10 protein-coding genes are annotated in these 15,763 nt (G+C 44.5%); 1 reads left to right on the top strand and 9 read right to left on the bottom strand.

Going from position 1 to position 15,763, the window contains the following annotated elements; all coding sequences use genetic code 11:
* The first annotated feature begins 101 nt into the window (after nt 1–101).
* The gene (locus KO473_RS08370) at nt 102–2,006 is read left to right on the top strand and encodes an AAA domain-containing protein (protein ID WP_032537691.1); all 1,905 of its coding nucleotides are present in this window, start codon (nt 102–104) and stop codon (nt 2,004–2,006) included.
* A gap of 166 nt (nt 2,007–2,172) precedes the next feature.
* Here KO473_RS08370 and KO473_RS08365 read toward each other — a convergent pair whose 3' ends face one another.
* From KO473_RS08365 to KO473_RS08325, 9 genes are all read right to left on the bottom strand, one after another.
* Entirely contained in the window at nt 2,173–4,104 is a 1,932-nt protein-coding gene (locus tag KO473_RS08365; RefSeq protein ID WP_005821649.1) for an LruC domain-containing protein, read from the bottom strand.
* Between the two features lie 196 nt (nt 4,105–4,300).
* Nucleotides 4,301–5,344 (bottom strand): ketol-acid reductoisomerase, encoded by a 1,044-nt coding sequence (ilvC, locus tag KO473_RS08360; RefSeq protein WP_005808312.1) that lies wholly within the window; start codon nt 5,342–5,344, stop codon nt 4,301–4,303.
* 86 nt (nt 5,345–5,430) lie between these two features.
* The gene (locus KO473_RS08355) at nt 5,431–6,015 is read right to left on the bottom strand and encodes a porin family protein (RefSeq protein WP_005821653.1); all 585 of its coding nucleotides are present in this window, start codon (nt 6,013–6,015) and stop codon (nt 5,431–5,433) included.
* Between the two features lie 16 nt (nt 6,016–6,031).
* Nucleotides 6,032–6,775: an acyl-[acyl-carrier-protein] thioesterase gene (locus KO473_RS08350; RefSeq protein WP_005821654.1), complete on the bottom strand. Its 744-nt coding sequence runs from the start codon at nt 6,773–6,775 to the stop codon at nt 6,032–6,034.
* Complete coding sequence (ilvN, locus tag KO473_RS08345) at nt 6,776–7,336, bottom strand: acetolactate synthase small subunit (protein WP_005781288.1); 561 nt, start codon at nt 7,334–7,336, stop codon at nt 6,776–6,778.
* Between the two features lie 13 nt (nt 7,337–7,349).
* Nucleotides 7,350–9,047, bottom strand: coding sequence for a biosynthetic-type acetolactate synthase large subunit (gene ilvB / locus KO473_RS08340; protein WP_005821655.1), 1,698 nt, complete (start codon nt 9,045–9,047; stop codon nt 7,350–7,352).
* Between the two features lie 54 nt (nt 9,048–9,101).
* Entirely contained in the window at nt 9,102–10,904 is a 1,803-nt protein-coding gene (ilvD, locus tag KO473_RS08335; RefSeq protein WP_005821656.1) for a dihydroxy-acid dehydratase, read from the bottom strand.
* Between the two features lie 613 nt (nt 10,905–11,517).
* Nucleotides 11,518–13,593, bottom strand: a complete 2,076-nt coding sequence (locus tag KO473_RS08330; RefSeq protein ID WP_005821657.1) for a PL29 family lyase N-terminal domain-containing protein — start codon at nt 13,591–13,593, stop codon at nt 11,518–11,520.
* A 16-nt stretch (nt 13,594–13,609) separates the two neighbouring features.
* Complete coding sequence (locus KO473_RS08325; RefSeq protein WP_005821658.1) at nt 13,610–15,760, bottom strand: FISUMP domain-containing protein; 2,151 nt, start codon at nt 15,758–15,760, stop codon at nt 13,610–13,612.
* Nucleotides 15,761–15,763 lie beyond the last annotated feature (3 nt).

Raw genomic sequence — 15,763 nt, 5'->3', positions numbered from 1 at the left:
ACCAATTATACGAAAGAAAGGTTTAACAAATTGAAATGTTTATTCCAATCCGGAAACAGATTTGTTATCTTTGCCGGAAATTTAACCCGCACCCCATTAACATGAACGATTATAATACAAACTCTTCTTCCCCACTTAGCGATCTTCAACGCCAACAGCTTTTGCTACGTATGGAATATGAATATGAAAAAGAAGAATTTCGCAAGCAGACAGAAACGATGGGCATTGCGAGGAAAGTGAAGCGAGGGCTTTGCTGGTATCCCGTCAGTACAGGCAGAAGTTTTTATAATTCGCTGAACCAACTTGTGATAGAAATAGAACGTCAAGAAGATAAAGAGATAGAACATGCATTTGAATTCGGACGTCCTGTTTGCTTCTTCGAACAAGGCTATGATGGCAGCATACATTATTTCAATTCCATCTACACCGTAAGCTATGCAGATGAAGAGCGTATGGTAGTCGTGGTACCCGGAGCAGGTGCACTTCTTGAAATACAAGGAGCAGACAGACTGGGGGTACAGTTGTATTTCGATGAGACTTCCTACCGCAGTATGTTCGAAGCCTTGGAAGACGTGATTCGTGCGAAAGGTAATCGCCTCGCCCAACTACGTGATATTTTACTTAGTAAACAACCTTCGCAATGGAGAGAGATATATCCGGTACGCTTCCCCTGGCTGAACACCACACAAGAGGAAGCCGTTAACAAAGTGCTACGTGCCAAAGACGTGGCTATCGTACACGGACCTCCGGGAACAGGTAAAACCACTACCCTCGTAGAAGCTGTCTACGAAACATTGCATCGTGAAAACCAGGTGCTGGTATGTGCGCAAAGTAATACAGCCGTCGACTGGATTGCGGAAAAGTTGGTAGACCGCGGAGTGCCTGTACTACGCATCGGCAACCCCAGCCGGGTAAACGACAAAATGCTTTCGTTCACCTACGAACGCCGTTTCGAAAGTCATCCGGCATATACCGAGTTATGGGGTATCCGTAAATCCATTCGTGACATGGGGCATCATATGCGTAAAGGAGGATATTCTGAACGCGAATCCACACGTAACCGAATACTCCGCCTGAAAGAACGTGCCACTGAACTTGAAATACTAATCAACGAAGACCTCTTTTCCAGTGCCCGTGTCATTGCATCTACACTGGTCAGCAGTAATCACCGGATTCTCACCGGACGGCATTTCAGCAGCCTCTTTATCGATGAAGCCGCACAAGCCCTGGAAGCTGCCTGCTGGATAGCTATCCGAAAAGCAGACCGTGTAATCCTCGCAGGAGATCATTGCCAACTCCCTCCGACTATTAAATGTATGGAGGCTGCGCGAAGCGGTTTAGACCGCACATTAATGGAAAAAGTCGTAATGAACAAGCAAGAAGCCGTTTCTCTGCTGAAAATACAATATCGCATGCATCGCTCCATCATGCAGTTTCCTTCCGCCTGGTTCTATCAAGGTGAGCTGGAAGCCGCACCGGAAATTTCTCACCGGGGAATACTCGAGCTGGACACTCCCATAAATTGGATCGATACTTCGGAAATGGACTTTCATGAAGAGTTCGTTGGAGAAAGTTTCGGACGTATCAATAAACCGGAAGCCAATCTGCTGTTGCAAGAACTGGAAAATTATATCCGCAAAATCGGAGAAAACCGAGTGGCAGAAGAGTGTATAGACTTTGGACTTATTTCACCTTATAAGGCCCAAGTACAATATTTACGGAATAAAATAAAAGGAAATCCATTCTTTCGCCCCTACCGTAGCCGAATCACTGTCAACACAGTAGATGGTTTTCAGGGACAAGAACGTGATGTTATCTTTATCAGTTTGGTACGAGCCAATGAAAACGGACAGATCGGATTCCTCAATGACTTAAGACGAATGAACGTAGCCATCACCCGTGCCAGAATGAAACTGGTAATATTGGGTGATGCCACAACCATGAGCAAACACGCTTTCTACAGAAAGTTAATTGAGTATATCAATGGACTCAGGCAAAATTCATAAGAATACCGATAACAAAAAACGAAGTTATGTCAAAACTCACCACGGAATAACACTGAGTATCTCAGAGTCTTTCTACTAATAATCAGCAACTTAAACCACCCTGTGCTACTCTGTGTTCTCTGTGATGAGTTTTGACAACCTCGTTTACAATAAAGCAGCAGTCTGCTTATTTCTTCAAATACCAATCCTTATCTGTCTTTCCACCTGATTTTGCCCATGAAGCAAAATGCGGATATGATTGATCAATAGATTCCTTCTCTTCCGTATTGAATGTTTCAACATCTGCCAAATGAATAGCAAACGGATAATTCTGGTCTGACACGTAATAGATCCCTTTATCTGTATCCGATAAATCCTGCTGGCTTCCAAAGAGAGCTGTATTTACCTTATCAGTTGGTTTATGGTTTACCAAATGTACTTCCGTACGATCCTTTCCTGTATTCTGGTGCAAGAAGATGAATGAATTGTAGGGAGCCACTCCAAAAGTTTCATGATCTACAGGTTGCTTAAATTTATTCCGTATCTTAAATACAGAGGTCTTTGTATTACTACCGGTCTCTTCAATAGCATTGGCAAATACAGCAACAGTAGCCTGGCTTAATTCATTATCCAACCCCTGACTTCCCCAAGCCGATTTCCCCTCGATGAAGTCACACTCTTCTACATTTGCCCTTTCTGTATTCATTTGGTAAGCAAAGCCATTCTTAAATAACGCTCCCGACCACATAGCAGTAAAAGTATCCTCAGTAGAAAGTACCTGATTTTTGGTGTTAAAACTCAAAACCGAATTATATTTCACAATCACATCATTCAGGTCATAATCACCTTTAGAAGGCCAATTATCTTCAAAAGACAAAATTCCTTTATACGTCATTTTATAGGCTATTGACTGATCGTCCGGATCTTCCGGATCAACCGAAGGCATATCGGGAGGGATAATAGCCTCTATCGGATTTGACCAGACATTAAACATAACATCATTATAATCATGATCATCCTTCCAATCTTCAAACGATAATACAATAAATTCATTTATTTTAAATGCAGCTGTATGTTTACGTCCTTTATTATTTAATGCAGAAGTTGAATAGAACATTCCCCGTCCTTGACCTACATTGCCAAGAGTAGTCGTCCCTTTTCTCGTAAAAGCATCATTACTAATAAACCAGCCTATTTTAGTCCCTTTTGGAAATACAGTTCCCTTATCTTCTCCGTCAGCATCAATATAATGTAGTTTTACACACTCCCCGCCTTTAATACCGACTCCTGTTTTGGTATTGGGGAATACAACGTACTTTTTAGCTTTCTGAATCTGAGCGACAGTTGCCCCTTCCGGATAGCAATAATAACCGAACGCACTATATGCCGCACTTGTCCCTCCGACAAAACGCACCTTCACTTCGGCACCTTGTTCGTCATTAATCATAAAATCAACCGACTGGCGATATTTCGAAGAACATTCTCCCTTCTCCGGTATCGTTTTGTTAATTGTTCTGTAAAATGCAGGCGTCAATTCAATAACACCTTCATTATCCAAATAGTTAGGCCGTCCTTTTATATCCCAACTGCCCAAAGTATAAAATCCTTCAGGCACCGTTTGATACTCACCACCTACACGCGTCTGCACAGATGCTTCGGCAGCCGTATCCCAGTTTATATCAGCCGTTATTGTATTCCCTTCTATTTTAGTTTTATACAACATAGGTACTCCGATATAAGAGGTATAAATATATACTTCCTCGCCATAAGCCGGGATTGTTTCTTTGGCATGATAAACTCCGGTTCCATCAGTCATTCTCACCACCTTAGGGTCGATATCAGTGCGTTTCACAACCTGTCCGTCAGCATCAGTTGTCAACGGATTCTCAAAATACAGCTCAAATAATACCTGATAATTCTCTGTAGGAATATCATACTTCAGATCCAATTGGACATCTTGTGTAGTTGCAAAATCAAAGGTATTAGCTACCCCGGACGGTTTTTCATCTGGTTTATAATGATCTTTCTCATCAATACATCCCACAACCACACATCCCAATAAAAGAGTACTTAATAATACTCCCAGCATCTTTTTCGTTGCATAAACACGATTTTTCATATTGACAAATAGTTTGTTTGTGAATTAGACTACAAAGATATATATAAAACTTGATACATTTATCCAACAAACAGACTTATTTTTCATATTATACAACATACGCACCTCACACAAAACCAATAAAACACTAAATATCAATAAAATAAAAAGAGGGAGAACAATCATTCTCCCTCTTATCAGAACTTGTATATTCTGATTAATTATTTTCCGGACGAAGTTTACGAACTGTCACGGCTGTCTGCCACATTTCGCTTTCACGCAATGCCTTCAGTTCTGCTTCCAGTTTCTCACGATAATCTGGTTTTGAATTGGAATCAATAGAAATTTGTGCTTCATTACCTGTCTTGACACTATTATATAATTTCTGAACAACGGGCTTGATTGCGTCGTGGAACGGGCCCATCCAATCAAGAGCACCACGCTGAGCTGTCGTAGAACAGTTGGCATACATCCAATCCATACCATTCTTAGCAAACAAAGGCATCAATGACTGAGTCAGCTCTTCTACTGTTTCATTAAATGCTTCAGATGGAGTATGACCGTTTTCACGCAAAACCTCATACTGAGCCAGCAGCAGTCCTTGTATAGCTCCCATCAGTGAACCGCGTTCGCCTGTAAGGTCAGAAGTAGCTTCACGAACGAAAGTAGTCTCAAACAAATATCCTGAACCAACTCCAATACCTAATGCAATGGTTCTCTCCATAGCTCTTCCGGTAGCATCCTGATAGATAGCGTATGAAGAGTTCAGTCCACGGCCTTCAAGGAACATCGTACGAAGTGAAGTGCCCGATCCCTTGGGAGCAACCATGATCACATCGATATCTTTCGGTGGAACGACACCGGTACGGTCACTCCAGGTGATTGCAAAACCATGAGAGAAGTAGAGCGCTTTTCCGGCAGTCAGGTAAGGTTTGATAGTAGGCCATACAGACATTACGGCAGCATCTGACAACAGACACATCACAATAGTACCTTTCTCGCAAGCCTCTTCGATGCCGAACAGTGTTTCACCCGGAACCCAGCCGTCTGCCACTGCTTTTTCATATGTTTTTCCCGGACGCTGACCAACGATCACATTGAAACCGTTATCACGCAAATTCAGTGACTGACCCGGTCCCTGCACACCGTAACCGATAACAGCGATTGTTTCATTTTTCAATACTTCACGAGCTTTTTCCAAAGGAAATTCTTCACGGGTTACTACATTCTCCGTAACACCGCCAAAATTCAATTGTGCCATTTTTCTTTTTTGTTTTAAAAGTCCTGCTCCATCTTATTTAGGAAGCAAAACCGATTATTAATAATTAAACTTATATTCTTTATTTATTATAGTGCAAACCGCCAGCCTACATTAAGCTGCACCACACTATTGTTTGCTTTCGGATTAGAATTACTTGCCCACGATTTATTCACATTAATCAATCCGATATTATAGTTAAGAGAAACCAGCAAGCCACGCTCAAACTGATATCCGGCGCCAAGTCCCACACCACAATCAAACGTACGAATCACGTTCATACCTATGACTGTGGTCGCATGATCGGAAGATGCTTTATTCTCTGAGTTCACATTAAAACTAAATTGCGGACCTCCGAATAGATACAATCCTTTATATATGAATTCTTTCGCATATACCGGGATGTTTATATAATCCAACTTGTCTGTATAAGAAACCCCATTACCGTTATATTTACTTCCCTGCATTGAGTAGTACACTCCTGCTTCTATTCCGAACCGTTCAGTCAGCATCACATCGCCACCCAATCCCACATTAAGTCCGGGACGTACTTTAGAATCCACTTCTCCGGTAGTGTTGGCCAAGTTCAAACCAACTTTAGGAATCAAATGAAACTGCTGGGCACCCACCCGGCAAGAAACAAAAAGCAGTAAAAGAAAAACTATTTTTTTCATCCTATTATATTTTAAACTATACAAACTTCACTTTTGCGCGGCAAACCACTTCACAATCGTTTTTCTTTATCTCTACGTGATACTCACCTTCGTTCACCTCTTCTTCAAAGAAAGAAAGTTCGTCACCGTAATAACTCTCTGCCACATAGGCCATTTCAAACCTCTGAATTTGTTTCCTCATATATAATTGAATGGGGAATAAATCCAAGATATGCTCTATATAACGAATACTGTTCACATGGCCATTGATATCAATATCACTATACTTAGCGGTCAACTTAGCAGAAGGCTTGTCTGTTGTCACTTTGATGCGCGAAGGTTTCTCAATGGGGCAAGGTTCGTCACATACATAATCCACGATACTGCCGCCATGCAATGTCAGCAAATCGGCAGGTTTACGGGTATTCAGATTAATCATCGCCCATACCGAACGGGCATACCCGATCTTCTTGCCATCTTTGTTCAGAATAGCAAAATTACGGTCTGTAAAAAGACGGTATACATTCTCCACCCACGTCTGTACGGTAAACTCTTCATATTGATAAGGCATCTCTTCCAGATCGATGGCCAGACGGGACAGTACCCAGGTATAATTGTCTTCATTCAGTGTAGCAATCCCAAACCCACGTTCACTGGCATGAAAACCGGCACAATTTAACAGATGATTACCGAGCACCCCCATTGTCAAACGCCCCTTGAAGTCGACATGAAAAGGTTCCGCAATAAACTTATAACTTCCTATCTTATTCGCATCACTCATCTACTTTTCCTCTCCTTTGCTTAAGTTATATTTAGTCTCACGATCTGCCAGAAATTCGTTCACGCGTTCAAAACAACTGGTGGTGATGGCCACCCGCCCCGAACGTACAAACTGCAACACACAGTTCAATGCACTCAATTCTTCGTAGAGGGAAGTAATTTCCTCACTGATTCCATTCTTCTCGACAATGGCAAATACCGGATTTACTTCTACAATCCGTGCGTTATAACGACGGATCACTTTCGACGCCTCCGGTTGTGACTGAAATTCTGGCATAGACACTTTGTAAAGTGCTATTTCATGGAAATAAATTTCATCTTCAGTGAAATAATGCGCCTGAAGCACGTCTATTTTCTTCTCGATCTGCTTGACAACCTTCTCAATCGTATCCTTGTCAGTCCAGGCTGTAATGGTGTACTTATGTACTCCCTTGATGGAAGAAGCCGAAACATTCAGACTTTCTATATTAATCTGTCGACGGGTAAATACCGCCGTAACCTGATTCAACAATCCGGCAAAGTTCTCTGAATGAACAATTAACGTATATAATGTTTTATCCATAACCTCTAAATTATTAGCATTCCAACAACATCTGATTAACCGAACCTCCCGGAGGAGTCATCGGCAATACATTCCCCTCTTCAATCACACAGGCTTCCAACAGGAACGGACCCTCTGTCGCAATCATTTCCTCTATCGCATCAGCCAGTTCTTCACGGGTGAAAACCCTTTTGGCCGGTATATCGTAAGCAGAAGCAATCTTGATATAATCAGGATTCAACATGGGTGTAAACGAATATTTACGGTTAAAAAACATTGCCTGCCATTGGCGTACATTTCCCAGAAAATTATTATTCAATACGATGATTTTAACCGGTGCCTTCTGTTCCATAATGGTTCCCAGCTCCTGAATGTTCATTTGCAAACCACCGTCACCCATAAATACACAAACCGTACGGTCCGGTCGGCCAAAAGTAGCACCGATAGCGGCAGGAAGCCCGAATCCCATAGTGCCGAGCCCTCCGGAGGTAATAATGCTACGATCCTTTGAGTATTTAAAGTATCGGGCAGACATCATCTGGTTCTGCCCTACATCAGTTACCAATACTGCTTCATGATTCGTTGCATCGCTTACTGCACGCACCACTTCTCCCATTGAAAGCGTATCGCCCATCGGGTGCAATTCCGGACGGATCACCTTTTCTTCTTCCACCTGTTCATAAGGCAAGAAACTATCCAGCCACTCTTTATGCTCACTGGGTTGAAGCAATGCCGTTACCGCGGCAAGTGTTTCTTTACAGTCACCCAGTACTGCCACATCCGCATGTACATTCTTATTCACCTCAGCCGGATCAATGTCAAAATGAATCACTTTAGCCTGTTTAGCATAGGTGGCTAAATTGCCGGTCACACGGTCGTCAAAACGCATACCGACAGCGATCAAGACATCACATTTATTGGTGTTCATGTTCGGTCCGAGATTACCATGCATTCCCAACATACCTTTATTCAGAGGGTGTTCAGTCGGCAAGGCCGACAGTCCCAGCAGCGTACATCCGGCAGGCATGCCTGCTTTTTCGATAAAAGCACGCAGTTCCTGCTGGGCATTGCCCAACTCCACACCCTGACCTACCAATACCAACGGCCGTTCCGCACCGTTAATTAATTCGGCAGCTACTTTCACAGCCTCCGGATCGGTCTCGGGTACAGGCACATAGCTGCGTATAAAATCAAGCTTTGTAGGAGAATATTCCGCCTTCTCCACCTGAGCATTTTTCGCGAAGTCAAGCACTACCGGTCCCGGGCGTCCGCTTTTGGCAATATAAAAAGCACGGGCCACTGCCCACGGAACATCTTCGGCACGGCGAATCTGATAACTCCACTTTGTGATCGGTTGTGTAATACCTACCAGGTCGACTTCCTGAAAAGCATCCGTACCGAGAAAAGCCGTTCCCACCTGTCCGGCAATCACCACAATCGGTGTACTGTCAATCATCGCATCCGCAATACCGGTAATGGTATTAGTAGCCCCGGGGCCACTTGTCACCAGACAAACCCCTACTTCACCCGAAGCACGGGCAAACCCCTGAGCAGCATGTGCCGCTCCCTGTTCATGGCGAACCAAAATGTGATTCAAAGTCTCTCTATGATCGTATAAGGCATCGAATACCGGCATGATGGAACCTCCGGGATAACCAAAGATTGTCTTTACACCATGATATTCCAAAGAACGCATTAATGCTTCACCGCCTGAAATTATATCTTTACTCATGTACTAAAATTTACAATTTAACGATTTATGATTTCGATTGAAACAACCCCATAGTTAATCAATCAGTCTCACCGCCCCTTTATCGGCAGAGCTTACCATGCTGGCATACGCTTTAAGACTTTTAGGCACATAGCGTTCACGAGTGACCGGAGTCATCGGACGTGCTGCCAGTTCTTCATCGGTCAGTCGCACGTTGATAGTCCGTTCGGGAATATTGATTTCGATGATATCACCATCTTTGATCTTCCCGATATTACCTCCGGCGGCCGCTTCGGGAGAGATATGCCCGATGCTGAGTCCCGATGTACCTCCGCTGAAACGGCCGTCGGTTATCAGCGCACACTCCTTGCCCAAATGGCGCGATTTGATATAAGAGGTAGGATAAAGCATTTCCTGCATACCGGGACCTCCCTTCGGACCCTCGTGCGTGATGACGACTACATCTCCGCTGACAACTTTTCCTCCGAGTATCCCATTGCAGGCTGCTTCCTGTGAATCGAACACCTTTGCCGGACCGGTAAACTTCCAGATGCTCTCGTCCACTCCGGCTGTTTTCACCACACAACCATCCTGGGCAATATTTCCTTTCAGTACGGCCAGTCCTCCGTCTTTGCTATATGCATGTTCCATATCGCGAATGCACCCTTCGGTACGATCCGTATCCAGTTCTTTGTAATAGACGTCCTGAGAGCCGAGCACCAGATTGAACTTCCCGGCAGCCGCACTCTTATACTTCTTAATAGCCTCTTCACATACGTTCGGGCTTGTTATATCATATTTATCAATTGCTTCACCCAATGTCATCCCATCGATACGGGCCACGGATGTATCTATCAATCCGGCTTTGGCAAGTTGTCCCATAATCCCCATAATACCCCCGGCACGATTCACATCCTGAATGTGATACTTCTGAGTGTTCGGCGCTACCTTGCACAGGCACGGGCTTTTGCGCGACAGTATATCGATATCATCCATTTTAAAGTCCGCTCCTGCTTCATGGGCTACCGCCAGCAGATGGAGTACCGTATTGGTAGATCCCCCCATCGCAATATCCAGTGTCATGGCATTCAAGAAAGCTTCACGGGTAGCAATGCTCCGGGGAAGCACACTCTCATCACCGTCCCGATAATATTTATAGGTATTTTCCACAATCAGTTTCGCAGCATCTTTGAACAATTGGGTACGGTTGGCATGAGTCGCCACAATCGTTCCGTTTCCGGGGAGTGCCAGACCAATCGCTTCGTTGAGGCAGTTCATCGAGTTGGCAGTAAACATCCCCGAACAGCACCCGCAAGTGGGGCAGGCCCGGTTCTCAATTTTGGAAACTTCTTCATCGCTCACACTTTCGTCGGCCGACTTAATCATCGCGTCAATCAGGTCCAAATGCTGCCCGTCCAATTCACCGGCTTCCATCGGGCCTCCGGATACAAATACAGTAGGAATATTCAGCCTCATAGCCGCCATCAACATTCCCGGAGTGATTTTGTCACAATTGCTGATACATACCATGGCATCCGCTTTATGGGCATTCACCATATATTCCACACTATCGGCAATGATATCCCGGGAAGGAAGCGAATAGAGCATTCCGTCGTGCCCCATAGCAATGCCATCATCAATGGCAATCGTATTGAACTCTGCAGCAAAGCATCCCAGCTTCTCAATTTCTTTTTTCACCAACTGGCCTATTTCATGTAGATGTACATGTCCCGGAACAAACTGAGTGAACGAATTGACGATGGCAATGATAGGTTTGCCTAATTGCTCTTTTTTCATACCGTTGGCTGCCCAAAGTGCCCGGGCACCCGCCATGCGACGGCCTTGTGTGCTGAACGAACTGCGTAACTGCTTTTTCATTTCAATATTCCTTTTAAGTAAAGAGCCTTTCCCACCGTAGTGAGAAAGGCTCTAAATCATATCTTCTATCTGTACGAATACATACATAACCTTTCTCACGCTCTTGATGGAATCACCACAACGCGAATAATATGCAGGACTGCCAGGTTAATTGATGTATGATTATTCATAACTTCTGTTTTTCTTTCTTTATGTGCTGCAAAGGTAAGTGCTTTTTTATAAACTCCAAACAAATTGAAGAAAAAAATCACCTAAAACAAAATAATTGTAAGCAAAGCCCATCTTTAAGTACGCATTTATCATTCAAAATCCTATATTTCGAACTATTCCTTATAAAATCCGCTTTCAGAATATATACAAATTTAATATAAACAGCACAAACATACCAATTTTACGATAAGCCTTCAAGGAAGAAAGCAAAGAAACATCAATAAAAATCAGGGAAAGAAGAAAAGAGCAGAAAGATTGAATTAAGATTGGGCCAATAAAACATGGGGATGTTGTGCGTTAAAACATCCCCATGTTCTAACACAAAACATCCGGATGTTGTGACGTAAAACATCCGGATGTTTTTCTACAGAGAGTTTAAAGTTTTAGAGTAGACAATAAGGTGTTACTGACGAATAAAACGTATGCTAAACCCGTAACCACGACTATATGTATCCGTGCATTGCGGTACGGACACATCCGATGGATTGACGGAAAGCGCCCAGCAATTACTCTCATCAACACTGTCAAACCACCAATACCCAACTTCATCTTTTTCCTGGAAAGCAAAAGGTTCATCTGCATTACGCCGCCCCCCGGGTTTTCCGACAAACCCTGCAATCTTCAATGCCTCGGCTACTTTAGGGTCTCCACCCAAGAAATCCCGCAATGTATCCCAGTCTCCCAAATGATTCGGTATCTTCCAGCCTTTAGAGACCAAGGACGTACTACCGGAAAATACACCTGCATTGTACAGCAGTCCATATTGGTTGCGAATAGCCCGACTATCCTGCGTAATGCCGGCAGGGAAACCATATACAGCATATCGCGGATTAGCATCTTTTTTCCACTCCGGAGAAATAGCTCCTACACTGTTTGTTATCGTCCGCAAATTATCCGCCATCCAATACTGTGTACCGATTTTCATCACCCGATACGAGTTGCCTTCATTATCAGTAGCCAAATAAGGGCGAAGTCCGCTTGCCTGATTGCCCGAGTAACCGATATAATCACCGGTAATAAAATTCACTCCGTCTTCGGTAAACAAAGAGGTGAATGGCTCCGTATTAGTACCCGGCGTATAAACGGTAGTCAGATAATCCACCTTTCCTCCGTTGTCCAGAACCACTCCTTCACCAAACGCCTTGTTATAAACATTATAAGGATAAAAGACCGAGGCACTTTTACCCGATCCAAATGAATAATCGGGAATAAACTCATGACATAGTTCTCCTACTTTCACTCCCTCAACATAAAGTTCATAAACAAACGAACGGGAAGAATCGGGCACTTTAAATTCAAGTAATAAGGTAGTTTCAAGCGTTGCCGGCAATTTCTTACCATCCTTAGCAGTCAGTTCGAGGACAGCAGTACCGGACAATGCTCCATCAGCCGAACCTTTACCAGGGGCAATCACTGTTATTTCGCCATCGGTGGCCGATGTATACCTTGCCGTAACTGTCCAACCGCGCGGAGCCGTACATACCGGAGCAATATCTTTATTCACGCCACTGCAAGTAAATGCAAAGGTCCGGGATTCGCTCCGATGGAAATATGCCACTTCCGAAGTCTCCAGTCCGACCTGTGATCCTTGCCATTCCGGCACTTTAAGAGTTTTTCCATCACTCAGATAAAATACAATATAACCGTCTTCACTGACCACCTTCCGGAACATAGGATCGCCGGATGCACCTTTCGCCTTCATCGGATTACCCGCAGCATCTTCCAATTCAACAGGACCACTCCCGTAGTCAAGCGTCCAGTATCCTGCCGCATTGACCCCAATGACCGGAACAATGCCATCGGCTCCCGAAGCTCTGACTTTCTGCCCGTTGTTATCCAAAAGAAAAGAAGAAGTTCCATCCGGAGCCTTGTTAGCCCAGTACAGATGCCCGTCCGTATCCATTTTCATGGTGATGACGGGAGCTACACCATTTTTTCCCTTATCTCCTTCCGCACCGTCTTTGCCATCCGTACCATCAACTCCGTCTTTACCATCGGTACCATCCTGACCATCTTTGCCGTCGGTACCGTCAACTCCATCTTTGCCATCAGTACCATCCTGACCATCCTGGCCGTCCTGACCGTCAACTCCGTCTTTGCCATCGGTACCGTCCTGACCATCTTTGCCGTCGGTGCCGTCCTGACCATTTTGACCATCTTTACCGTCCTCCCCTTTCTTACCGTCGTCTCCTTTCTCGCCATTCTTGATGACAATCGTACCACTTTTGAAAAAACTGATGGTATAGCCGCTTCCATCTGCAAGTTCCTTGAAACCGGTAATATAATCACCTGATTCAGACGAATTAATGATTAGCTTCAAAGCAACGATATCCCTATTCATATTTTTGCACAACTCCTCGATAGAGTTTGCCTGCCCCTCCATTTCCGCGTGATTCTTCAACACCTCGTTCATCTCCTCCTGGCTACAGGCGGTTGCGAAGAACAGACAGAGAAGCAATAGTTTGATTATATGATTCATATTCATTAGAGTTAAATTAATAATTTGCATCCCGGACACAACGAATGCTGTTACCTTCACCCGCCAACGCATTGCCAGAAGTCAACAGTTCTACAGAATTAGATTTGTAGGACATCCGGATGCGATAACTCGTTTCCGTCGACCACCATTGCCCTGTTGTTTCCTGGGCTCCGGTACTGCCATTACCGCCATCAACCGTATTAGCAGGCAAAGCCGTAAAACCGGTCAGATTGTTCGCCTCTATTCCCGTATTCTCCAACCAATTTCCAATTCCTTTCCCAACAGCTGTCGACTTCAGTTTACGTGCATCTGCCTCCACAAAGTCTACCAATGCTTGCAGTTCTGCTTTAGAAGGAACATGCCATCCTTGGGGAGCTATATTTCCTTTCATTGCAAACTGATTGTAAAGTACACCGTACAGGTTGCGATATTGCATAGCTCCCGGAGCATTGGCATTAACCGCCCGGTCGACCTGACAGGCCGGAAGACCTGCCCCGCACTGAATTTCCCAATCCAAAGATGTGGCAAAACCGGTAGGAATAGGAGTACCATTATTAAATTGGGTTGTCTTCAGATTTTCTCCCATCCAGTAGAGACTACCTATTTTTACAATCCTGTAAGCATATCCCTGCACATCGACAGCCAAGGAAGCTTTCAGCCCGCAAACAGTCCCGTTCACCAGTCCGTCTGTTCCATCTGCCGGCATTACATACTGACTGCCGTCTTCCGTCAGTATGGCGGTAGATGACGGATTACCCGTAACGGGAGTATACCCTGTTCCGTCATGCTGTATCGACGCTCCGTTCTCCAGAATAATCCCCGGACCAAAAACACGCGAAGCAGCATTATAAGAATAGACTACAGTAGCCCGGTCCGTTGTGGAATAAGCCGGCACATACTCCCGGCATATTTCTCCTACTTTAAGCCCCTCCATCAAAATATCATAAACCAGGGAACTATTGAACTTCGGAAGCTCAATACGATAATACAACGTTACCAAGATGTCTGCACTGACAGTATTTCCCAAAGCATCTGTGCCTTCTATCGTTATTCTTTCCGAAGCCGGCAGAGCCGAACCGGCAGCAGGCGCTTTCACAGTCAGCACCCCTTGCAAAGCTTTCGGCTGATAATTAATCGTAGCATCCCATGTTCCTGCCACCTTTACTATCTGCCGGAAACTACTACAATCAAACGGAATGTCCAGTGCTATCCCACGACGAAAGAAAAGAGGTCCCGTTTCATTGAATATCAGTTTATTATCTGCAGATTTGGCCACCTTATAGATACTTCCGTCGGTCATTGTGAAAATGACATACTCCGGATCTCCCGGATTCACAGACGTAAAGATGGACTGGCTGCCATCTGTCACGGTGGCTACAATTTTCTCTCCGCTTGCTCCTGTCATCCACTTCGTAACAGTTCCGACAGTAACCTGCCAGTAATATTCTCCGTCCGTATCTTTAGCTATGCCGACAGATGGAGTAATACCATTTACCGGAGTCATAATCACTTTATTACCCTCTCCGTCCGTCAGCCACTCTACCGCTCCGGCACCTATCTGTACTGTCCAGTAATAATTACCATCCGTATCCTGTTTAGCACCCATCAACGGAGTATCTCCGTCCGGACCTTTCACACCATCTTTACCGTCAGTACCGTCAACTCCGTCTTTGCCATCCGTACCATCTACGCCGTCCTGACCATCATTGGCATTACTGCCGTCGGTTCCGTCAGTTCCGTTCGAACCATTCTGGCCATCTGCTCCATCTTCACCGTCCACACCATCATTGCCATCCGTACCATCTGCACCATTCTGACCATCATTGCCATTACTGCCATCGGTTCCGTCATTACCATTTTCCCCTTTATTCCCTACCAGGCCATTCTTTACAAGCATGTCTCCCCCTTTATGAAAAACGATCAGTGTACCGCTCCCATCGGGCAACTCAGTCACACTTTCAATGTAATCATGAGTCGGTATCGTATTCACTATCGTGGCAAGCAGCCGTACTTCATTATTGGTATCGGATATCCATTCCCGGAGCTTTCCCATCCGGACATTCAACTCGGCTTCCCGGCGCAAGGCTTCGTTAATGTCCTCCTGAACACATCCTCCTGCCAACAAAACCGACAAAATGATAAATATATATTTTTTATATCTCTTCATGAT

Source organism: Bacteroides sp. HF-4919, assembly GCF_018860125.1.
The sequence above is the reverse complement of the archived record's forward strand: the minus strand, read 5'-3'. Positions and strand labels throughout refer to the sequence as shown.